Source organism: Catenibacterium sp. CAG:290 (genome assembly GCF_000437715.1).
GTDB classification, from domain to species: Bacteria; Bacillota_I; Bacilli_A; order Erysipelotrichales; family Coprobacillaceae; genus Catenibacterium; species Catenibacterium mitsuoka_A.
This window is the reverse complement of sequence record NZ_FR898792.1, coordinates 14324-35574: the sequence shown is the minus strand read 5'-3', so window position 1 is coordinate 35574 and position 21251 is coordinate 14324. Positions and strand designations below refer to the sequence as shown.

Annotated in this window: 26 protein-coding genes and 1 other RNA gene; 3 read left to right on the top strand and 24 right to left on the bottom strand. The window is 32.9% G+C overall.

Features of this window, described 5'->3' with window-relative positions:
* The 5 genes from QVO42_RS03590 to QVO42_RS03570 all read right to left on the bottom strand — a co-directional run.
* Window positions 1-267 (bottom strand): SDR family NAD(P)-dependent oxidoreductase (locus QVO42_RS03590; protein ID WP_288163741.1); only part of this gene is annotated, 267 nt, incomplete at its 3' end.
* A gap of 182 nt (window positions 268-449) precedes the next feature.
* A complete protein-coding gene (locus tag QVO42_RS03585) occupies window positions 450-1103 on the bottom strand; it encodes an HAD family hydrolase (protein ID WP_022424808.1) in 654 nt (217 codons plus the stop codon).
* Window positions 1104-1105: 2 nt separating this feature from the next.
* Window positions 1106-2506: a 6-phospho-beta-galactosidase gene (gene lacG, locus QVO42_RS03580; protein ID WP_022424807.1), complete on the bottom strand. Its 1401-nt coding sequence runs from the start codon at window positions 2504-2506 to the stop codon at window positions 1106-1108.
* Window positions 2507-2510: 4 nt separating this feature from the next.
* Complete coding sequence (locus QVO42_RS03575) at window positions 2511-4172, bottom strand: PTS transporter subunit EIIC (protein WP_022424806.1); 1662 nt, start codon at window positions 4170-4172, stop codon at window positions 2511-2513.
* Window positions 4172-4492, bottom strand: coding sequence for a PTS sugar transporter subunit IIA (locus QVO42_RS03570; RefSeq protein WP_022424805.1), 321 nt, complete (start codon window positions 4490-4492; stop codon window positions 4172-4174). Before QVO42_RS03570 ends, QVO42_RS03575 begins: the two co-directional genes overlap by 1 nt.
* Before the next feature lie 220 nt (window positions 4493-4712).
* On the opposite strand from QVO42_RS03570, the gene QVO42_RS03565 reads away from it, so the two are divergent.
* Window positions 4713-5468: a DeoR/GlpR family DNA-binding transcription regulator gene (locus QVO42_RS03565; RefSeq protein ID WP_022424804.1), complete on the top strand. Its 756-nt coding sequence runs from the start codon at window positions 4713-4715 to the stop codon at window positions 5466-5468.
* Window positions 5469-5480: 12 nt separating this feature from the next.
* The gene (locus QVO42_RS03560) at window positions 5481-5762 is read left to right on the top strand and encodes a hypothetical protein (protein WP_022424803.1); all 282 of its coding nucleotides are present in this window, start codon (window positions 5481-5483) and stop codon (window positions 5760-5762) included.
* 76 nt (window positions 5763-5838) lie between these two features.
* Here QVO42_RS03560 and QVO42_RS03555 read toward each other — a convergent pair whose 3' ends face one another.
* The 6 genes from QVO42_RS03555 to QVO42_RS03530 form a co-directional block, all read right to left on the bottom strand.
* The gene (locus tag QVO42_RS03555; protein WP_022424802.1) at window positions 5839-6744 is read right to left on the bottom strand and encodes an SPFH domain-containing protein; all 906 of its coding nucleotides are present in this window, start codon (window positions 6742-6744) and stop codon (window positions 5839-5841) included.
* Window position 6745: 1 nt separating this feature from the next.
* Complete coding sequence (locus QVO42_RS03550) at window positions 6746-7177, bottom strand: NfeD family protein (RefSeq protein WP_022424801.1); 432 nt, start codon at window positions 7175-7177, stop codon at window positions 6746-6748.
* Complete coding sequence (locus tag QVO42_RS03545) at window positions 7170-7556, bottom strand: hypothetical protein (protein WP_022424800.1); 387 nt, start codon at window positions 7554-7556, stop codon at window positions 7170-7172. Before QVO42_RS03545 ends, QVO42_RS03550 begins: the two co-directional genes overlap by 8 nt.
* A 191-nt stretch (window positions 7557-7747) precedes the next feature.
* Complete coding sequence (locus QVO42_RS03540) at window positions 7748-8521, bottom strand: HAD family hydrolase (RefSeq protein ID WP_022424799.1); 774 nt, start codon at window positions 8519-8521, stop codon at window positions 7748-7750.
* A gap of 38 nt (window positions 8522-8559) precedes the next feature.
* The gene (locus QVO42_RS03535; protein WP_022424798.1) at window positions 8560-9549 is read right to left on the bottom strand and encodes a rod shape-determining protein; all 990 of its coding nucleotides are present in this window, start codon (window positions 9547-9549) and stop codon (window positions 8560-8562) included.
* Window positions 9550-9634: 85 nt separating this feature from the next.
* A complete protein-coding gene (locus QVO42_RS03530; protein WP_022424797.1) occupies window positions 9635-9838 on the bottom strand; it encodes a DUF1146 domain-containing protein in 204 nt (67 codons plus the stop codon).
* 100 nt (window positions 9839-9938) lie between these two features.
* Here QVO42_RS03530 and QVO42_RS03525 point away from each other — a divergent pair, with 100 nt between their 5' ends.
* A complete protein-coding gene (locus tag QVO42_RS03525) occupies window positions 9939-10445 on the top strand; it encodes a GNAT family N-acetyltransferase (RefSeq protein ID WP_022424796.1) in 507 nt (168 codons plus the stop codon).
* Between the two features lie 477 nt (window positions 10446-10922).
* Here the strand turns inward: QVO42_RS03525 and rsmI are convergent, their stop codons facing one another.
* The 13 genes from rsmI to QVO42_RS03460 form a co-directional block, all read right to left on the bottom strand.
* Window positions 10923-11774, bottom strand: coding sequence for a 16S rRNA (cytidine(1402)-2'-O)-methyltransferase (gene rsmI / locus QVO42_RS03520; RefSeq protein ID WP_022424795.1), 852 nt, complete (start codon window positions 11772-11774; stop codon window positions 10923-10925).
* A complete protein-coding gene (locus QVO42_RS03515) occupies window positions 11764-12513 on the bottom strand; it encodes a tRNA1(Val) (adenine(37)-N6)-methyltransferase (protein WP_288163742.1) in 750 nt (249 codons plus the stop codon). Before QVO42_RS03515 ends, rsmI begins: the two co-directional genes overlap by 11 nt.
* Window positions 12479-13447, bottom strand: coding sequence for a PSP1 domain-containing protein (locus tag QVO42_RS03510; RefSeq protein WP_022424793.1), 969 nt, complete (start codon window positions 13445-13447; stop codon window positions 12479-12481). Before QVO42_RS03510 ends, QVO42_RS03515 begins: the two co-directional genes overlap by 35 nt.
* A 4-nt stretch (window positions 13448-13451) precedes the next feature.
* The gene (locus QVO42_RS03505) at window positions 13452-14411 is read right to left on the bottom strand and encodes a DNA polymerase III delta subunit-related protein (protein ID WP_022424792.1); all 960 of its coding nucleotides are present in this window, start codon (window positions 14409-14411) and stop codon (window positions 13452-13454) included.
* On the bottom strand, window positions 14408-15022 hold the full coding sequence (gene tmk / locus QVO42_RS03500) for a dTMP kinase (RefSeq protein WP_022424791.1): 615 nt from the start codon (window positions 15020-15022) through the stop codon (window positions 14408-14410). The genes QVO42_RS03505 and tmk overlap by 4 nt, the downstream gene beginning before the upstream one ends.
* A gap of 72 nt (window positions 15023-15094) precedes the next feature.
* Window positions 15095-15688: a recombination mediator RecR gene (gene recR / locus QVO42_RS03495; RefSeq protein WP_006505009.1), complete on the bottom strand. Its 594-nt coding sequence runs from the start codon at window positions 15686-15688 to the stop codon at window positions 15095-15097.
* A gap of 1 nt (window position 15689) precedes the next feature.
* Window positions 15690-15992, bottom strand: a complete 303-nt coding sequence (locus tag QVO42_RS03490) for a YbaB/EbfC family nucleoid-associated protein (RefSeq protein ID WP_022424790.1) — start codon at window positions 15990-15992, stop codon at window positions 15690-15692.
* Between the two features lie 2 nt (window positions 15993-15994).
* A complete protein-coding gene (gene dnaX, locus QVO42_RS03485) occupies window positions 15995-17791 on the bottom strand; it encodes a DNA polymerase III subunit gamma/tau (RefSeq protein WP_022424789.1) in 1797 nt (598 codons plus the stop codon).
* A 50-nt stretch (window positions 17792-17841) separates the two neighbouring features.
* Window positions 17842-18519, bottom strand: coding sequence for a Bax inhibitor-1 family protein (locus tag QVO42_RS03480; protein WP_022424788.1), 678 nt, complete (start codon window positions 18517-18519; stop codon window positions 17842-17844).
* A 3-nt stretch (window positions 18520-18522) separates the two neighbouring features.
* Window positions 18523-18966, bottom strand: coding sequence for a nucleoside deaminase (locus QVO42_RS03475; protein ID WP_022424787.1), 444 nt, complete (start codon window positions 18964-18966; stop codon window positions 18523-18525).
* Between the two features lie 22 nt (window positions 18967-18988).
* Window positions 18989-19078, bottom strand: an RNA gene (gene ffs, locus QVO42_RS03470) — signal recognition particle sRNA small type.
* A 61-nt stretch (window positions 19079-19139) separates the two neighbouring features.
* Complete coding sequence (gene serS / locus QVO42_RS03465) at window positions 19140-20426, bottom strand: serine--tRNA ligase (protein WP_022424786.1); 1287 nt, start codon at window positions 20424-20426, stop codon at window positions 19140-19142.
* 52 nt (window positions 20427-20478) lie between these two features.
* Window positions 20479-21251: AEC family transporter (locus QVO42_RS03460; protein WP_288163732.1), on the bottom strand; the 773-nt coding region annotated here is incomplete at its 5' end.

Genomic DNA, 21251 nt, shown 5'->3' with positions numbered 1-21251 from the left:
TGATTCACCTACTGCCTTGAAGGCTGCACAGTGAATGACTGCATCAAGCTTGTTTTCCTTGAATACTTCTTCTGTCTTATCTTCATCTAAAACGTTAAATTCATAAAACTTTACTTTCTTACCAGTAATTTCATGAATGGCATCTAAGGCTTCTGGTTTTGAATTTGAGAAGTCATCGATGACTACAACATCATGTCCGCTCTGTAGTAATTCTACACAGACATGACTACCAATATAACCTGCACCACCTGTAACTAATACATTCATATTTATTCCTCCATAAACTTTGCAGCCACCATATATGACAGCTGCCATAGCCAAATCACTATTCTATTTGACTCTTATATTTTACAACGAAATCGTTCGTAACAAAAGACTGAATTATCATAGTGAAGCGCCCATCTTGTTTTCTTGCAAAAAGAACCATCTTTAATAAGATGGCTCTTTGTTTAAATTTCTTTAAATGAATCAATCACTTTTGTTACTCCTGGTAACTTCTGATATTCTTCTCTTTTATTTGCAGAATCGATTACGATTATATTTCTACATCCTGCTTTATAGGCATTCTCAATACCACTTAGGGAGTCTTCAACGATTAAGCAGTCACTTATATCTACTCCTAGAATATTAGCTGCTTTCTTGAACATCATGATCTTATTATCATATGTTCCATCATCATAAACAATATCATCAGGATTAATCCAATGATCAAGATGGAATGATTCTACAAAGAAATCAATATTTGGTTTAATGGATGCACTTGCGATAGTAAATGGAATGTTGTTGTTTTTAAGTTTATCAAAGAATTCTGTAGCGCCAGCAACTAAATGAAATGTTTCTTTATCTTCCTTACAGAATTCACGATAGTACTGTTCTTTAAGTAAAGAATATTTCTGTTTCACTTCATCTGTACATTGTCCATCAAACATATATTCAATGATCTTATTATTAGGAACACCATTGAAATGTTCATGTAGCTCTTCTTCGCTAATTCCATGATGTCTTATTTCCTCGGAAATCTTTCCCCAGGCTAATACATGTTTTGGATTGTCAAAAAACAATGTTCCATTAAAATCAAATATAACTCCTTTATAAGAATTCATAACTATACCTCTTTCGTTTCTGATACGCCCTTATACCAATAAGCACTTGCTTTTGGATAACGTTTCTGTGTTTCATAGTCTACATAGAATAAGCCATAACGCTTATTATATCCATTAGTCCATGAGAACATATCCATTAATGACCATACAAAGTAGCCCTTTACATTAACACCCACTTCAACTGCCTTTAATGCATACTGTAAATGTTTCTTGATATAATCAATTCTTGGTGCATCATCAATCACACCATCAACAAATTCATCTTTATAACCCATACCGTTTTCTGTAATATAGATACACTTGTAGTTTGGATACTGCTGACGAATACGCACTAACATATCAAACATACTTTCTGGATGAATTAACCAGTCCCAGTCAGTTCTAGGAATACCTTCTTTTTCCATTCTACGTCCTACATTCTTTAAGCAGAAACGTGAAGTACCCTTTTCACCTGTACCATTATGATGGATATCATTCTCACCATCATAATACTGAATGAAACGTGACTGATAATAGTTCATACCCATGTAGTCAATTAAGACAGCTGCTTTCTTCATAACTTCAAAGTCTTCATCTCTTAAATCTAGCTGGCCATTATTTATAGCTACTAAACGATCTACGATTTCCATTGTTTCAGTAGAGTAATATCCTTTGAAAGTTGCATCTAATAAGAACTGGTTCTGTAATACATCTTCGTTCTTTGCAGCCTGGATATCATCTAAGCTGTTTTCATCATAAGGATATTTATATTCTAATGACTGTACACAGCCAATCTGTCCTTTATATCCTGCTTCTTTATAAGCAACAACAGCTTTCGCATGAGCAAGCATCATATTATGCATAATCTGGAATGCTTTTGTCATATTATATTTTTCACCATTAGGGAATGTTCCTTCAATATAAGTGTTTGTAGCTACTGCCCAGATTTCATTGAAAGTAAACCAATATTTAACTTCATCCTTATATTCTTCAAAACAGAACTTTGCATAGTCTACAAATGCATCTACTGTTTCTCTATTTAAGAAATCACCCTTCTGATATAAAGTATCAGGTGTATCAAAATGATGTAATGTGATAAATGGTTCTACATTATTCTTATGACATTCCTGGAACACTCTATGATAGAAATCAATACCTTCCTGATTGATTTTTCCTGTACCATCAGGGAAGATACGTGCCCATGAAATTGAGATACGAATTCCATTAATACCAAACATTTTACATAGTTTTAAGTCTTGTCCATACTGGTGGTAGAAATCACTGGCAGGATCTGCCTTGAAACGACCCTGCTTTGCAAGAAAGTCGTCCCAAGACACTTTACCTTTACCATATTCTAATGTACTACCTTCACACTGATAAGCAGCTGTAGCGCCACCAAAGATAAAATCATCAGAGAATTTCATGTACTTAACCTTCCTTTTCCTGTTCAACGATAAATTCAACAGCACCCTTAGGATCACGAGTTAACTGAATATACTGAGCACCCTTAGTCGCAATGACTTTAGTACCTTCTTTTGCATCCTGTTTTACTTCTTCTAAATGAGCCTGTACCTGTGGAGATAAGACAACGACATCATAGTTCTTTAAGATATCATAGTGATTACCATAAGCACTTGCAGTGGCATCTACTGGTAAACCAGTTTCTTTAGCCCCTTCTTTAACAGCATTCGCAAACATAGCACTTGTACCAGCGCCTACACATAATACTAATACATTGATCTTCTTATCTAACTGAAGAGGTTCATTTGTTTCAGGTTCTTCTTCTTTAACCTGTTCTTCTAATGCTTCTAAAGCTTCTTTCTGTTTTTCTTCTTCTAATAATGAAGCGTCATATGCTTTAACGAATGGTAAGTAAATAATACCATCTACGACAATAAGTAATACTGCAAGTAATACTGCTAAGAAACTAATACCTGTACCTAAGATTAAACCAATTGGAGCTGGAGTAGCCCAAGGTAATACATAAATGAATGAGTTCATTTTTAATACATCAACGAAGAACTTGAATAATGATACGTTCACCATTGGTGCAAGTAAGAATGGAATAAAGAAATAAGGGTTTAATACGATTGGAGTCGCAAATAATAATGGTTCATTAACTGCGAAACATACTGGAATGAAAGTAGTTTTACCAACAGCTTTTAACTGTTTAGATCTAGCAAATAACATAAATAAGAATGGAACAACTAGAGTAGCACCTGTACCACCCATTGTACCTACGAAGTTACCTAAACCTACTGTTAATACATTTGCAGCCTGATGTCCTGCTTTAAATAATACTAAGTTTGCATCTACATTTGCATAGATGATTGCAGCGATAGCTGGTTCAACAATACTTGGACCATGTACACCAACGAACCAGAACATTGCCATTGCACCCCAGATAATACAGATTCCTAAATAACCATCTGCAGCTGTGAATAATGGCTGTAATAATGTGATGATTGCTTCTGCAAAAGTATAACCAAATAAATTACGAACAATTAAATCAATAATAACACATACCAATACTGAGAAAGAGAATGGGAACACATCTCTGAACATCTGAGAGATTGTACCTGGTACTTCTTTTGGCATATGAATAGTGACATCTTTTTCAACACAGAACTTATACATCTTAACTGTGATGAATGCAGCGATGAATGAAGCAAGTAAACCTTTAGTACCTAAATAAGTAGTAGAGATACCAAGCTTTACATCACTGACTGCTAACATAAAGAAACCACAAATACTTGCAAGCATAACTGAAGTTGTGTTGATTACTTTACCTTCTGGTAAACGACGATTCATGCTTTCAGCTAAGCACTTTGCAGTTGTTGCTGATACTAGTAAACCAACAATACCCATTGAATAGTTATAGACTTTCCACAACCATGTTGAGACATCTGCTGGCAACTTAATTCCAAAGATTTCTGGAATTGAAGCAGCTAAGATAAATACACTTGAGAATAAGATGGCTGGCATTGCAGTTAAGAAGCCATCACGTACAGCACCTAAATAAATATTTTGAGCAATTTTATCGAAAAATGGTTTACCTTTTTCAATTTTCTTAATGACAGCGTCTAACATTATTTTGTCCCTCTTTCTCTATATAAAGTAATAAAATCTTCAATAACATCTCTTAATAAGATTGTAGTCATCAAATGATCCTGTCCATGAATGAAGATAAATCCCATTTCCATATCTTCACCACGTGCTTCTTGCTGAAGAATAGTTGTCTGAGACTGATGTGCGAGATTGATATTTTCATCCGCTTCCTTTAACTTTTCTTCTACATTATCAAAATTACCTGCACGCATTTCTTTTAATAATTCTAATAAAGTACTTCTTGCATCTCCTGAGTAAGCTACGATTTCAAAGCCTACCATACTTAATTCATCTTTAGTCATTTTCTTTTTTCTCCTCTTTTGTTTTCTACAACTACAGTGTAATCGCATTCATCACATTTGTCAACAAATATAAACAATACAAAACAAATAATTAAACATTTGCAAACATTTATGATAAAAAAACAAGCTAAATCATTTTCTGTATGTTTGTTTTTGTTTGTTTTGTGTTGATTTAGATTATTTTGAATGATATACTGACACTGACAAGGAGAGTGAAAACATGTTAAAAAAGGAACGTCTTGTAAGAATTACACAGATGGTCAATCAAAAAGGTATTATTTCTATTAATGAAATTATGGAACAATTAGAAATCTCTGATATGACCGCAAGAAGAGATTTAGATGAATTAGAGAAATCTGGTAAGTTATTAAGAGTACATGGTGGTGCACAGAGTTTATCTTTTAGTATGGATCATGAACGTTCTCATTTAGAGAAGTCTTCTGTACAGATAGAAGAAAAAACAAGAATTGCGCATAAAGCAGCAAGTCTTATTCAAGAAGGAGAAACTATATTCTTAGGTCCTGGTACTACTATTCAGTTATTAGCTGAGCAGTTATGTGGACGTAATATTAGAGTAGTTACGAATTCTCTTGCAGTATTTAATATCTTGAGTGGTCATACTCCTACTGATGTAACGTTAACAGGTGGAGAATATCGTAGTAATACAAATACCTTTGTAGGTCCTATCACTAATATGGTATTAAGTAAATTAAGATATACAAAAGCCTTTATTGGGTGTAACGGTATCTTTAATAGTGGTATTACAACTTATTCATTAGAAGAAGGAGAATCACAGGGAATACCTTTAGATAATGCGAAGAATAGATATTTACTTGTAGATTCTACTAAGTTTAATCGTTCTGACTTTTATATCTTCTATGATCTATTTAACTTTGATGCAGTCATTACCGATAATGAGATTGATCCTGATGTGTTAAAACATTATAAAGAATATACAACTATTGTAACGGTATAGGGAGAACTCACTATGAAAAAGACTGGAATCTGCCCAAAATGTAATCATGATAAAATTATTATTATTAAAGATCAGCTCCATGAAAATGGTGGTGGTAATATTTCTCAAATAACGAATCATATTAATAAGCCTTCGCAAGTTTTCGCTATATTCAAAGAGGGAAATACCGCAAAGAAGACTTTCTATATTTGTGAGAATTGTGGTTATATTGAAGAATACTTAGACAAGGAAGAAATCAAGAAATTGCTTAATTATAAACCTGTTGGTAGTAAGATAAAGGATATCTTCAAATGATTATACAAGCCGTGCAACACGCACGGCTTTTTAGATACAAAAAAATCAGAAGACAGCATCTGTCTTCTGACTGTTGTTACTCAGGCTTTTTAGGATCCTTAAGTGATTCTGATAAAGTTGTAAGTGTACCAGCTAACCCTGCTAAGTCATTAGGTACAATAATCTTTGTAGCTTGTCCATCAGCTAAGTTCTTTAATGCTTTTAATCCTTCTAACTGGATATAAGCTGATTCAGGATTTGCTTCATTAATATACTGAATAGCTTTAGCTTGTGCTTCATAAACAAGTCTTAATGCTTCAGCCTGACCTTCAGCCTTCGCAATCTGTGCTTCTTTTTCAGCTGTTGCACGTAATACAAGAGATTCCTTATCCCCTTCTGCATTTAAGATAGCAGCCTGTTTTTTACCTTCAGCAACTAAGATAGCTTCACGTCTTTCACGTTCTGCACGCATCTGTTTTTCCATTGCTTCCTGAATATCTCTTGGAGGAAGAATGTTTTTAACTTCTACTCTAGTTACTTTGATACCCCATGGATCAGTAGCATCATCAAGAATAGATCTCATCTTAGAGTTAATGATATCTCTTGATGTTAATGTGTCATCTAATTCAAGTTCACCAATAATATTTCTTAATGTAGTTGCAGTTAATGTTTCAATCGCATTAATTGGTCTTACTACACCATAAGTAAATAACTTAGGATCTGTGATAGAGAAATAGACTACTGTATCAATCTGCATTGTAACGTTATCTTTAGTAATAACTGGCTGTGGAGCAAAGTCCATAACCTGTTCCTTTAATGATACACGGTTAGATACACGATCAATTAAAGGAATAAGAATATGTAAACCTACATTTAATGTACGGTCATATGCACCGATTCTTTCTACTACATAAGCATATGACTGTGGAACAATCTTTACTGTACTGAAAATAAGAATAACAACAATTGCGATTAATAAAATCATTAAAATAAAACCTAACATCTTAGTTCGCCTCCTTTTTTACAACTAGATGTGCACCTTCAATTGCGACAACTTCTCCATATTCTCCTTCTTCTAAAGTCAAATTATGAAGTGAAGACGCTGACCAAATCTGATTTTTAATTCTTACTTCACCCATATGATCTGCATCAATTCTCTTAATAACGAGTGCATGAGACCCTATAAGTGCATCATTATTCGTATGTATTATATTGCCCTTCAGACTTTTTACAGCCATAGGACGTGCCACTATTGCGCATATAACAGATACTACTAGAAATATACCAACCTGTATTGGAACCGATACATTTAATAAGCAGGCAATCATTGCCACAAAAGCACCAATCACAAACCAGACACTTACTAGTGATACCGTGAGTATTTCTACTACAATACACGCAACCACAACACCTGACCACACTACCAAACTATCCATTCAGTCTTCCCTCCTTGTAGTCAACAATGAGAACTTCATGAACAATGTCATATGTTCCTTTAAACTTATAAACATTCTTTTCATTGAAATCGAGAGGAATCAAATCAGCAAGTTCTTTAATAAATGGTTTATTGGTGATTCTTCCATAGGACTTACCTCTTGATATCTTATGAAGCTGGTCCTGTGGATAGATTCCGTCATTGATGGCTTGCTTTCCCACGGGTTTGATACCGATACAATGATTGTCATAATCAATACCTAATAGAACATAATTCACATTTTCAAAATGCATACATGCTGTCGTATTCAATGTAATATTTGTTTCATAAATGGAGACGACAGATGCATTCAGTTCGTTTGTATTCCAGACAAAGTTCATGTTTATCACCTCCAATATCATTGTATTATTTTTATTATTTTTATTCAACAAAAATTGTAAAATGAGAAAAAGCTATAATATTAAGACAGTATTTCTACTGTGTTGGGTCTCATAATCAACACTTAACATATTCAAAAATCCAATGATTCATTCATAGAAGACACAAAAAAACTTCTGTTTTTATACAGAAGTTAAAAGAGTCTCTTTAATTCTTTTGCCACACCATCGTGCAATACATCTTCACAGATGATTGATGCATGATGATAAATCATAGGAATTGCATTCTTCATAGCAATTGGATGTCCTACTGTTTTAAACATTTCTATGTCATTGGCTCCATCACCAAAACAATAGCTATCATCAACATCTAAGCCATAATAGTTCAGCATTGTTTCAATACCATGACCTTTAGAAGTATCTATATTAGATACTTCAATGTTTAAGCTATCATCATGTTTTTCATAGAAGAAAGCCCCTAGTCTTTCAATAAGTCCTACGCTGTCTTCTTTTTTATTATATCTAATTTCTAATTTAATTGTTTTCTTTAGTACTTCATCTAAATCATAATCGTTGCATAAAGAGTCCATATCAATATTACACCAAGCATAGAACTCATACATATGTGGTGACTCCTTCTTTAAATAACAACGATCAGTTGTAAGAAGTATATATTCATAACCTTGTGATTCCACATATTCAATAAGTTTCTTTGTTTCATCATAAGGTAATGTTAAAGAATCTATTGTTTTTCCTTCAGTCACAATATGTGCTCCATTAGCTAATACAAAGCCATCAAAACCAATGGATTTCACTTCTTTAGAAATAAATCCAGTTGGTCTACCACTTGCGATAAAGCATTTATGGCCTAATTTCTGTACTCTATGAATTTCATCAATCGTATTCTGACTAATACCAATCTCGGGATGGTAGATAGTACCATCAATATCAAAAAATATCGCTTTCATTATTTCCTCCAAAAAAAAGATAGCGCGAACGCTATCTCTTACTGTAAGTATGTAGTGTTTTCTAACATGACACCGCAGCCTTCAGCAACACAATCAAGTGGTGTATCAGCTACGAATACAGGAACCTTTAATCCCTGTTCAAGGAACTTGTCTAAATTCTTTAATAAAGCTCCTCCACCAGTTAAGAAGATACCCTTATTTACGATATCTGCAGATAATTCAGGTGGTGTCTGTTCAAGAACCTGCTTAGCAGCAATTAAGATTGTTTCACAAACTTCTCCTAAAGCAGAAACTGTTTCAGCTTCATTCATTTGGATAGTCTTTGGAAGACCAGTTACTAAGTCTCTACCACGGACATCCATAACTGTTTCTTCGTTAGGCTGGAATGCACAACCGATCTGTTTCTTAACTTCTTCAGCTGTAGCATCACCAATTAATAACTTATATTTATCTTTTACGTATTTAATGATTTCCTGATCCATCTTGTCACCAGCAATCTTTAATGACTGAGATGTAACGATATCACCTAATGAAAGTACAGCAACGTCTGTAGTTCCACCACCGATATCGATAACCATGTTTCCAGATGGTTTAGAAATATCAAGACCAGCACCAATAGCAGCTACTTTTGGTTCTTCTTCGATATATACCTTCTTAGCACCACATCTTAAAGCAACATCCTGGATGGCACTCTTTTCGATTGAAGTAATGTTAGATGGACAACAAATTAAGATTGTTGGTCTAGCAAAAATTCCTTTTAAATTTAGTTTATTGATAAAGTGTGTTAGTAAGATTTCAGTAGTCTGGAAATCAGCAATAACACCATCCTTTAATGGACGGATTGCTTTTAATTTTCCAGGAGTCTTTCCAAGCATTTCTCTTGCTTCTTCACCAACAGCAACAGGTCTATTTGTTTCTACATTAATAGTTACAACACTTGGTTCATTTACTACAATTCCTTCTCCTTTAGCATAGATAAGGATATTTGCAGTACCAAGGTCAATACCAATTTCTTTTGATAAGCTCATACCTTTTTCCTCCTTGTAAGCATTTCTATTTTATCATTTTATTCATATTATTCAAGTCAATTAATTAAAAAATATTGGCTTTAAATCAATAAAAACTTAACGTACCAAAATTAAGTATAAATTGTGCAAATAAGTATCCGAGCGCCACACTCGCGACTACATAGAAGACATAAAACTGGCTGATTCTGCCCTTTCTCAAGAAGCGTTCGAAGTCAAAAGCCTGCAAGCCATACATAGCTAATAAGACAGAAATAATATAGACTAAAATATTAACTGTACGATAAATCATAATATCCTCCCTTGACACTATTTAACCATTTCAGCAATCAAAATACAACTATTTGATATTTCAAATGATTTCTAGTACAATTTTAAATGAGGTGATTGATATGCATGTACGCGCATCAGAAATTAAAGATCTAAGTCGTGTGATGGATCTTATTAATCAAGCAAAAGAATATTTCAAAGATAATGATATTAACCAATGGCAAAAAGGATATCCTGACATTAGCACAATACTAGACGATATTATATCAGGAAACAGTTATGTTCTTTCTAAACATTCCCATACGTATGGCACAATGCATTTTATTATAGGAATAGAACCTAGCTATGTAAGAATCTACAATGGCCATTGGCTTACTGATACTAGACACTATGGTATTATTCATCGTTTTGCGATTGATAATAATCATAAAGGAAATGGCTATGCAAAAAAATTATTGGATTATGCAGTCAACATATGTAAACAGAGTGGTACTCCTTCTATTCGTTTAGATATTGAAAAGAATAATAAACCAATGAGAGAATTTATATTAAAGAATGGATTTAAACATTGTGGTACTGTTCGTTTAAAAAACAATGAAGAGAGAGAAGCTTACGAAAGATTGATTTGAAACTGTGTGTAAACACAGTTTTTTTATTTTATTTTTACATTTTTTTAACATATATAAGAAACAAATATACTATAATTCATTTAGGAGGATTCTTATGAAAAATTTAAAATTCTATATCATATTTTCTTCTCTTTCTATTCTTACTATTTGATTGGTACTATTCAAGAACACTCAATCTAGATTATATTAAGATTATCATTTTTTCTCTTACAATTGTATTTGCTTATCAATTACTTATTTAGTCTTATGCAGTCACTTATGACTGTCCCTTTAATATTAATATTATTTGTATTTTAAGTTTAATTCATTGACAATTTTCTCATATATACATTTGAATTAAAATTTACCTTATGTTAAACTGTCATTGTCATTTTTAAAAATGACTTTGCTTTTTTCTTCTTGTATTTATAGTTATTAACTAGAAATATAAGGTCTTCCAAGCAAAAAGGGTAATGTTTCACGTGAAACATTACCCTTTTACTTTTTATGATATTCTTCATACACAAGATTCTTATTTAATTTGCGAATCTTTGCGACTTCTTTAATAGCATCCTTCTTAGACATACCTTTTTCTACAAACTCATCTACATGTTCTGTAATTGTCTGGTCAAAAGTCTCTTCTTCAGCAACTTCAGTACCACCTTCAACCACAATAACCATTTCACCCTTTAATTCATCTACTACTTCTAATACTTCAGAAATAGTACCTCTTAGAATTTCTTCATGTTTCTTAGTTATTTCTCTACATAACGCTATTCTTCTATCACCTAATACTTTCATCATACATTCTAATGTTGCCTTGATTCTATGTGGGGCTTCATAGAATACGATTGTATAAGTGATATTTTTTAATTTTTCTAATTCTTTTGTCTTATTTTTATTTGTATGACTTAAGAAACCATAGAACATGAATGGCTGTGGTGCAATACCAGAGACAACTAAAGCATCTAAACAAGCATTACATCCTGATAAAGGAACGACATTATATCCTGCATCAATAGTCGCAAGAACCATTTCATAACCTGGATCACTAATTGCAGGATACCCTGCATCACTTACTAATGCAACTGACTCCCCTTCTTCTAATAATGATAGAAGTTTAGGGATCGCAACATGCAGATTATGTTCATGATGAGAAATAAGCTTAGCTTCAATATTAAAGTGATTTAATAATTTTACTGTATTACGTGTATCTTCTGCTGCAATATAGTTTACACTCTTCATAACATCAATACATCTTGGTGTCATTTCACTTAAATTACCAATAGGTGTTGGTACAAGGTAAAGTGTCGCTTTTCCATTTTCAAAACTCTTTTGTCTATTTAACATTCATCTCACCTACTAACTGTTTTACTTCATCTGAATAGCTTCCATCTTCATTATGTGTATATAATGGAGGTTCAATCTTTAATCCTGTTTTGCCTAAGAAAGCACCTTCGATTAAAAATGTATTACATTCTTTTCCTTCTTTAGGATAGACAAAACGGATACGTTTAGGTTCTATTCTATATTTTTTAAATAATTCAATTGTTTCAATAAAACGGTCTGGACGATAGACCATTGAGAAACGACCATTTTGGTCTAGAATCTTTGCGGCTGATGCAATAATTCCTTCTAGATCTATTTTAATTTCGTGACGTGCAATAGTGACATAAGGGCTCTCATTGACATGGGACTTCTCACCTAATTTAAAAAATGGTGGATTACATACTATTGCTTTAGTACGTGGAGCATACTTCACATACTCCTTAATATCATCATGAATAATTTCTACCTGATCTTCTACATGATTTAATTTTACATTTCTTTCTGCAATCTCTACAGCTTCCTTTTGAATTTCAACACCAATAATCTTCTTATGAGTTCGTTGTGTTAAGATTAATGGTATAGCTGCATTATTTGTCCCAAAATCTACAATTGTCTTCATATCCTTTGTGATTGCACAAAAGTTTGCCAATAAAACAGTATCCAGAGAAAAGGTAAACATATCTCTTCTCTGGATGATTTTCATATCATTATAACCAAGGAGATGATTAATTTCTTCGTTCATCTTTCTTTCCTTTTGGATTATTACCTTTGATATTTCTTGGCTTCTGATTATTCTGTTTTTGTTTATGCTGTTGTCTTGGCTTCTTTTGTTTTGGTTTATCGTGTTTCTTTTCTTTTTTAGGTGCTAGTTCTTCTAAGATACGTCTTTCCTTTTTAGGAGCTGGTTTCTTATCGATATCAGATAGAGGAATAAATAAAATACTTCCTTCACAATCAATCTTCACTAAATCAGAAATAACGTTTAAACCAACAACCTTACACTGTTTATCATCATAACGAATAAATGAACCAATCTTAGGGAATTTCTTTTTAACTTCCTTATAGGCCTCATCTTCATACTTTAAACAGCATAATAAACGACCACATACACCTGAAATCTTGTCAATATTAATCGCAAGTAACTGATTCTTAGCCATATTGATAGATACACCATCAAACTCACCTAAGAATGAGTTACAGCATAGTGGTAAGCCACAATTTCCAATACCACCTACAATTTTAGCTTTATCTCTAGGTCCTACCTGTCTTAATTCAATACGACATTTAAAAACACTTGCAAGTTTCTTTAATAAATCTCTGAAGTCTACACGTTCATCAGATGTATACATAAAGATCACCTTAGAAGCATCTAATGTATATTCACAATTGATCAAATGCATATCAAGGTTTGTTTCCGCAATGATTTCTTTACAGATTTCAAATGATTTTTGTGCCTTAATTTTATTGATATTATATACTTCAATGTCTGCTCTATTCGCAACACGTTTAATTCTTTTTAATTCGTTATCTAATTTAAATTCTGATAAGTCTGTAAGATCCGAAATGATTTCTCCCATTTCTAGCCCTCTTACAGTTTCTACTACTACTTTATCTCCTTTTTTGACATCTAAGTCTGTAGAGAAGTAATAATATTTACCAGCGCTATTAAATCTAACAGCCGCTAATCTATCCATTTCATCAAACTCCCTTCAATACTTTATATACCATACCATCTAGTAATAATGCAAGATTGACATTATTGTTGAGTCTTTCAGCATATTCTAATATGATTTCTATTTTCTGTAATATTTTACCATCTTCTGGCATCTTCTCAAAGAAATCTTTATGTTTCACAAATAATACAGGTATGGAATGTTTCACGTGAAACATATCTCTCATACCTAACACCAGAAGATTTAAGAATAATGCATAGGCTTCTTTATTCTTCTTATACTTCTTACCTAGATTAATCTGCAAATTGATCAATAAATCTGATGGTTTCATATATAAATCTTCAATAAAGTAGAATACATAATTCTTAACATCAAAATATAACTCACTATCCTTATACTCATTACATTCTTCAATCGAATCAAATAGATGAGGAAGAACCATAGAATCTTCTTCATCTACCCCTTCATTCTTTAGTTTTAATTCTAAAGAATGCTTAGATTCAGGAAGCAATTTAATCACCTGACATCTAGATTGAATAGTAGGTAGTACTTTATTAATATTCTTTGTTGTAAGGATTGCATATACTTCTTCTACAGGTTCTTCTAAGAACTTTAATAAGCTATTCATTGCCTGAGTTGTCGCATTATCAATATTTTTAAGAATATATACTTTTCCATTATTCTCTACACTTGATTTCACAAACTCTTCCTGAATATGATCAATATCAGATTTCTTAATAGAAGACTCTTTACCATCACATACAATCATATCAGGATAAAGACCTTCTTTAATTCGTATACAGTCATCACAAGTTTCACATGCCAGTGTATCTTCATGGCATATATAAGACTGGGCAATAAATGTCGCAATGTCATCCGTATGATCCCCTACTAGAAGAAATGCATGAGTCTTTTTATTCTCTTTAAAACTCTTCTCTAAGATACGATAGAAGATAGGTTGTGTTTCTTTTAAGAATTCTTTCATAGTCTATCCTTTACAATTTCATAAACCTGACGATATACTTCTTCAACTGGTAAAGAAGCATCTACCTTCACAATTCTATCTGGGAACTTATCACAGATCATTTGATAACCATCATACACTTTATGATGAAAATCCAATGATTCTAAATCTAATCTATTGACTTCTCTATCCCCCGTAATACGCTTTAAAGCGACTTCAGGTTTTACATCAAAGAAAATAGTTAAATCAGGAAGAATACCATCTGTTGCAAAAAGATTCATGTTGTAGATATTATCTACGCCAATACCTCTTCCAATTCCCTGATAAACTAGAGAACTATCAATAAAACGATCGCATATCACAATACCATCTTCCTTTAATACAGGAAGTACTTTTTCTACTAGATGCTGTCTTCTGCTTGCTGCATAAAGTAAAGCTTCAGTTCTTGCATCCATCTTCGTATTATTGACATCAGTAATCACATCTCTGATCTGTTCTGCGATATCTACCCCACCAGGTTCTCTACTAAAAGTGATATTATATCCTTCTTCAATAAACTGTTTATGTAACATCTTTGCAATAGTCGTTTTACCACTGCCTTCTCCACCTTCAAAAGTAATAAATAAACTCATATCATACGCTCCTTCAAACATTAATATTATATGTGATTTACAATGTTTTTTCCATAATTAAAAAGAAGGTTCTTAGACCTTCTTTCTACCTTCAAATGATTTTAATAATGTGAGTTCGTCTGCATAGTCAAGAGAACTTCCAATTGGTAAACCATGCGCAATACGTGTTGTATTGACACCCTTTTTATCTAATAGCTTTGCAAGGAAGAGTGCAGTTGTTTCCCCTTCTCTTGTCGCATTTGTCGCAATAATCACTTCTTTTGTATCAGGAGTAATACGATCAAATAAACTCATGATATTCAAATCATCCATAGTCTTGCCATCCATAATAGAAATTGTACCACCTAATACATGATATAACCCATGGTACTCTTTCATCTTTTCCATTGCAAAGACATCCTTAGGAGATTCTACAACACATATTGTAGACTGATCTCTTTCGTGGTCAGCACATATCTCACACTTATCCCCTTCACTTAAATTACCACATATAGGACAAGTATGGACATTTTCTTTAAATGAAGTCAGTGCCTGTGAGAATCTTTTTACATCTTCTTCTGACATATCATAAATCGCATAAGCCATTCTTTCAGCACCTTTATTTCCAATACCTGGCAACATTTTAAAACATGTCATTAACTCTTCAAAACTCTTTGGATATTCCATATTACATAAAAGAAGATAAATCTAATCCACCAGTGAGGGATTTCATATTTTCTTCTTTCTCCTTTTCTACCTGACTGATTCCCTGATTAATCGCAATCATCATCAAGTCTTCTAACATATCTTTATCATCCATAAGATCCTGACTGATATGTAATTCAGTAATCTGATACTTACCATTGATTTTACCTGTAATCAAATTATTCTGACATGAGAAATTAAAACTCTTGTTTTCTAATTCTTTTTGTTGATTTGAGGCTGTTTCACCCATTTTCTTTGCGGTTTCTAAAAGCGAATTGAAATCCATTTTTAATCCTCCTTAAATTCTACAATATCTTCACCAAACATATCTAAAGCATACTTCTGCGCATCATTCAAATCGACTCTTTTTAAATCATATCCATCAATATGTTTTAATGTGATTGGTCTCGCCTGAGGAAGCTGTTTGCTTCTTGCAAGCTGAATATAATGTTGTCTCATCTCTAACCATGCATCATGCTGCATACCAATGAATTTATATTCATGTCCTAATACATCCTTAATTAAAGATGATAACTGTTTATAATTCTTATAATAGTTTGCAGCATTCACATCAGGCATTAATTCAAACTCAATAATTAAACCATCTCTACTTGCTGCAACTGGACGACCCTGAGATAACATACTTGCTGCTTTGGCTGTATTCATATTAGCCATATAACGTCTAATCACTGGCCACTTCTCCTGTACTTCATTTAAGATCTTACGATCTGCCTGTACAAGAATATTTAATATATCACTTTGATCTACTTCGATATTATCATCTGATGCATATGTTTCTGGTTCTTCTTTCTTTTCATAATTGAATTGAGGTACTGGTTGTTCAGCCTTCTTTTCAATGACTGGTTCTTCAATCTCTTCTTCAATTGGTTCAAAGACAGGTTCTTCCATGATTTCTTCGATTGGTTCTTCTTTAACTTCAACCTTCTTTACTTCTACAGGTTTTACAGGTTCTTCTTTAATAGGTGTATATTCAATCTTCTGACTTGGTGCGTGTTCTTGATTACATAATCTTAATAATGCAAGTTCAAAATAAATATGTGGATCAGTCGCTCTGATGTACTTCTCACTTGCATCCATCAATATATCAATAAAGTTAAAACATTCATCACTTGAAATATAAGGCACAATGTTTTCTAAGTCTTTTTGTGTCATGACTGACATAATAGAAGTATCTTTTGTATTCCTATAAACAACTATGTCTTTTAATATATCAATTAAATCAAATGTTAATCTCTTAATATCAATACCACTCTTATCCATCTTATCTAATATCTTTAAAGATTCAGACATATTCTTAGATAATAAAACCTTCAATAAGTTTGTCTTATCATCCATGGATACAATACCATAAATAGTATGAATATCCTCAATGCTTAAATGATCATCATTATAGGCAAGACATTGTTCAAGGATAGATAATGCATCTCTCATCCCACCATTCGCAAGTCTCGCAATTAATTCTAAGGATCCATCATCATATGTCTTACCTTCCTCTTTTAAGACATACTGCATTCTTTGTACCATTTCCTGGTCAGTGAGTCGTGTAAAATCAAATCTCTGACATCTAGAAATAATAGTAGGTAAGATCTTATGTGGTTCTGTTGTCGCAAGAATAAAGATGACATGTGCTGGTGGTTCTTCTAATGTCTTTAATAATGCATTAAAAGCGCCAGGTGACATCATATGTACTTCATCGATAATATAAACTTTATATTGTCCCTGTGTCGGTGCATATTTCACCTTATCAATCAGACTTCTTACTTCTTCTACCCCATTATTGCTGGCAGCATCTATTTCAATAACATCTGGATGTGTTCCGTTTTCAATCTGTTTACAATTCTCACATTCACCACATGGTTTAGGATCACCTGTACAATTAACTGCCTTAGCTAATAACTTTGCGACAGTTGTCTTCCCTGTTCCACGTGGACCACAAAATAAATATGCATGCGCAATCTTCTTTTCATCTATTGCATGCTTTAATGTAGTAATAATTGCTTCCTGTCCAGCTACATCTTTAAATGTCTGTGGACGGTATGTTCTATATAATGATTTATATGCCATCTTCATCAACTCCTTTCCTTATTATACATAAAAAAAGGTGCCTTAGCACCTTAATTATTATCACTTACTAACATCAATATATCAATAAAAATGTTGATGAAATCCATATAGAGCTGTAATGCGCAAAGTAATGCCACACTTGGTAATGCTTCCTGAGGTGCAACTTCATAGGCATATTCGATATGCTTAAAATCATAAAGAGTAAGTCCAGTAAAGACTGCAAGATCAAGGAATACGACTAGATAATAAAGACCTGGCGCCGAAATAAAGATCAATAAGATATAGGCAATCATAAGAACTGGTAAAGCCATTAAACAGACTTTTCCTATACCAATGAAATTATTATTAGTATGCTGTGTCACTGTATAGAGTAAACCAAAATAAACAGCTGTCACCGCAAAAGCAAGTACTGCTACACCTGGTACAACATAATTCAGCCACATAGAAAGCACAATCCCATTAATTACTGAATAAGCAACATAATATGTCTTAGCCTTCTCTATAGCCATATCTTTGACTGTTTTACTAAGCATTAGTACTAATCCTATTTCTATAATCGAACATACAATCATAAAGATGAAATAAGACGCACCCAACATCAGTTCAAGATGTAAGAATGAGAATAGAAATGAAGTGATTGTAGTGATTCCTAAAGCCATGGCCATCCATTTCATAACTGAACCAAAGAACTCACCATAACTCATCTTATTAGTATAATAAGAATCCATAGTTTACTTCCTCCTTTTACGTTTAAAGAACTCTGATACTATTGTAGCACACTGTTCATTTAAAATCCCCTGTTGTACATCAGGATGATGATTTACAGGATTATTCTCTATTAACTCTATAAAACCTGGCCATTTACTCACATTTGCACCTATTACTAAACGACTGATACGACTTTGTATAATAGCCCCTGTACACATCATACATGGTTCTAATGTTACATACATTGTACAGCCATCTAAATGCCATAAATCAAGATACTCACTTGCTTGATTAATAGCTAATATTTCAGCATGTCCTGTAGCCTTCTTTAAGGTTTCCTTTTGATTATGTGTACGTGCAATGATTTGTCCTTCATAGACAATAATACATCCAATAGGAACTTCATCTTCACTCATTGCGATTTCTGCTTCTTTTAATGCTTCAGCCATATATTCTTCATCGCTCATACTATGACTCCTTTTTATATAAAAAAAGTGCCATTACACACAAACAGAGGCCCTTAATGCTGCTACCTTCCGGTCCTGACATGGTTCAGACATGTTTATTGTAATGGCAAAATTGATTATAACATAATTATTATAAAATGCAAGAAAAAGGAGATTTTACATCTCCTTTCACATTATTTTTTAGGAACTAGTTTTTCAGTACCACCCATGTATGGTCTTAATGCTTCTGGAATAGAAACAGTACCATCTTCATTTAAGTTATTTTCTAAGAATGCAATCAACATTCTAGGTGGTGCAACAACAGTATTATTTAAAGTATGTGCGTAATACTTACCATTTTTACCATTGATTCTGATATTTAATCTTCTAGCCTGTGCATCAGTTAAGTTAGAACAGCTTCCTACTTCGAAATACTTCTTCTGTCTTGGAGACCAAGCTTCAACGTCTAATGACTTAGACTTTAAGTCTGCTAAGTCACCAGAACAACATTCAAGTGTTCTTACTGGAATATCTAAAGATCTAAATAAATCTACAGTATTATTCCATAACTTTTTAAACCACATCTTAGATTCTTCTGGTTTACATACAACAATCATTTCCTGTTTTTCGAACTGATGAATTCTATAAACACCACGTTCTTCAATACCATGAGCACCCTTTTCTTTTCTGAAACATGGTGAATATGAAGTATAAGTATATGGTAATTTGTCTTCATCTAATAATTCACCAATGAACTTACCAATCATTGAATGTTCAGAAGTACCAATTAAGTATAGGTCTTCTCCTTCAATCTTATACATCATGGCATCCATTTCTTCAAATGACATAACACCAGTAACAACATTACTTCTAATCATATATGGTGGTACACAATAAGTGAATCCACGGTTAATCATGAAGTCTCTTGCATAAGCTAATACTGCAGAATGTAATCTAGCAATATCACCCATTAAATAATAGAAACCATTACCTGCAACTCTACCTGCTGCATCTAGATCAATACCATCAAATGATTCCATAATATCTGTATGATATGGAACTTCATAATCAGGTACTACTGGATCACCATACTTAGTAATTTCTACGTTTTCGCTGTCATCTTTACCGATTGGTACAGTAGGATCTAAGAAGTTAGGAATCTTCATCATGACTTCTCTTAATTTATCTCCAGATTCTTTTTCAACTTCTTCTAATGACTTTAATTCTTCAGCCATTTCTCCAACTTTCTTCTTATTTTCAGCAGCTGCTTCTTTCTTACCTTCACGCATGAACTGTCCAATTTCTTTAGACAATTTATTTCTCATACTACGAAGTTCAGATGCTCTTGTTATGGCAGCTCTATACTGTTTGTCTAATTCTAATGCTTCATCAACTAAAGGAAGCTTATGATCTTGAAACTTCTTTTTAATATTTTCCCTAACAGCTTCAGGATCTTCTCTTAATCTTGCGATATCAATCATATATATACTCCTTGTTCATAGATTATTGTCATTATATACCATTATTCATAAATTATAAAGTTATCATGAAAGAAATAAGTGGCAATGTGACTAAAGAAAATGCGGTAGATACAAAAATAAGCTTAGAAGCGAATTCTGGGTTCTTATCGTACTTATTTGCCAGCATTGCACATGTGCTTGGTGCAGGCATCGCAGCCAATACAACAGAGACACCAATACCAATATGATCAAGTGAAGTCCATCTTAAACATAGATAAGTAATTACTGGAATCATAATCAAACGAATAAAAGAATAATAAATACACTCCTTATCCAATATCTCTCTAGGTTCTACATCACTTAATATACTTCCTATCACAATCATACTTAATGCGGTATTACATCCTCCTATAGAACTCATAGTTGTCGTCACAAAAGAAGGTAGTGTATACCCTAATGAATACATGATCATAAATACTATACCAAAATAAATTCCAATAAGACATGGATGTAAAGCAACTTTCTTCACCATTGTCTTAAAATCAGCTTTTGTATAATGGGACAAACCATAACTCCACATAAATACTCTTTGTGGTATTAAATAAATACAAGCATAAAGTAATCCCATATCACCATATAACCCTTGTGCAAATGGCATACCCATAAAACCTGCATTAGATACCATAGTCGCATACTGTAAGTTGATCTTCTTTGTTTCTTCTTGATTATTATAAGCTGTCTTATTAATAATAAAATAAAGACCCTGTATACCAATAGATACTAAAAATACAACAAGAGTTGTCTTCATAATACTTGGTGTGAGTTTAATTAAGAAACTCTTGGCGG

What these genes read in the sequence shown, in the direction of transcription:
- QVO42_RS03585 (WP_022424808.1), bottom strand. Translation starts at nt 1,103, where the DNA reads ATGAATTCTTATAAAGGAGTTATATTTGATTTTAATGGAACATTGTTT.
- lacG (WP_022424807.1), bottom strand. Translation starts at nt 2,506, where the DNA reads ATGAAATTCTCTGATGATTTTATCTTTGGTGGCGCTACAGCTGCTTAT.
- QVO42_RS03575 (WP_022424806.1), bottom strand. Translation starts at nt 4,172, where the DNA reads ATGTTAGACGCTGTCATTAAGAAAATTGAAAAAGGTAAACCATTTTTC.
- QVO42_RS03570 (WP_022424805.1), bottom strand. Translation starts at nt 4,492, where the DNA reads ATGACTAAAGATGAATTAAGTATGGTAGGCTTTGAAATCGTAGCTTAC.
- QVO42_RS03565 (WP_022424804.1), top strand. Translation starts at nt 4,713, where the DNA reads ATGTTAAAAAAGGAACGTCTTGTAAGAATTACACAGATGGTCAATCAA.
- QVO42_RS03560 (WP_022424803.1), top strand. Translation starts at nt 5,481, where the DNA reads ATGAAAAAGACTGGAATCTGCCCAAAATGTAATCATGATAAAATTATT.
- QVO42_RS03555 (WP_022424802.1), bottom strand. Translation starts at nt 6,744, where the DNA reads ATGTTAGGTTTTATTTTAATGATTTTATTAATCGCAATTGTTGTTATT.
- QVO42_RS03550 (WP_022424801.1), bottom strand. Translation starts at nt 7,177, where the DNA reads ATGGATAGTTTGGTAGTGTGGTCAGGTGTTGTGGTTGCGTGTATTGTA.
- QVO42_RS03545 (WP_022424800.1), bottom strand. Translation starts at nt 7,556, where the DNA reads ATGAACTTTGTCTGGAATACAAACGAACTGAATGCATCTGTCGTCTCC.
- QVO42_RS03540 (WP_022424799.1), bottom strand. Translation starts at nt 8,521, where the DNA reads ATGAAAGCGATATTTTTTGATATTGATGGTACTATCTACCATCCCGAG.
- QVO42_RS03535 (WP_022424798.1), bottom strand. Translation starts at nt 9,549, where the DNA reads ATGAGCTTATCAAAAGAAATTGGTATTGACCTTGGTACTGCAAATATC.
- QVO42_RS03530 (WP_022424797.1), bottom strand. Translation starts at nt 9,838, where the DNA reads ATGATTTATCGTACAGTTAATATTTTAGTCTATATTATTTCTGTCTTA.
- QVO42_RS03525 (WP_022424796.1), top strand. Translation starts at nt 9,939, where the DNA reads ATGCATGTACGCGCATCAGAAATTAAAGATCTAAGTCGTGTGATGGAT.
- rsmI (WP_022424795.1), bottom strand. Translation starts at nt 11,774, where the DNA reads ATGTTAAATAGACAAAAGAGTTTTGAAAATGGAAAAGCGACACTTTAC.
- QVO42_RS03510 (WP_022424793.1), bottom strand. Translation starts at nt 13,447, where the DNA reads ATGGATAGATTAGCGGCTGTTAGATTTAATAGCGCTGGTAAATATTAT.
- QVO42_RS03505 (WP_022424792.1), bottom strand. Translation starts at nt 14,411, where the DNA reads ATGAAAGAATTCTTAAAAGAAACACAACCTATCTTCTATCGTATCTTA.
- tmk (WP_022424791.1), bottom strand. Translation starts at nt 15,022, where the DNA reads ATGAGTTTATTTATTACTTTTGAAGGTGGAGAAGGCAGTGGTAAAACG.
- recR (WP_006505009.1), bottom strand. Translation starts at nt 15,688, where the DNA reads ATGGAATATCCAAAGAGTTTTGAAGAGTTAATGACATGTTTTAAAATG.
- QVO42_RS03490 (WP_022424790.1), bottom strand. Translation starts at nt 15,992, where the DNA reads ATGGATTTCAATTCGCTTTTAGAAACCGCAAAGAAAATGGGTGAAACA.
- dnaX (WP_022424789.1), bottom strand. Translation starts at nt 17,791, where the DNA reads ATGGCATATAAATCATTATATAGAACATACCGTCCACAGACATTTAAA.
- QVO42_RS03480 (WP_022424788.1), bottom strand. Translation starts at nt 18,519, where the DNA reads ATGGATTCTTATTATACTAATAAGATGAGTTATGGTGAGTTCTTTGGT.
- QVO42_RS03475 (WP_022424787.1), bottom strand. Translation starts at nt 18,966, where the DNA reads ATGAGCGATGAAGAATATATGGCTGAAGCATTAAAAGAAGCAGAAATC.
- serS (WP_022424786.1), bottom strand. Translation starts at nt 20,426, where the DNA reads ATGATTGATATCGCAAGATTAAGAGAAGATCCTGAAGCTGTTAGGGAA.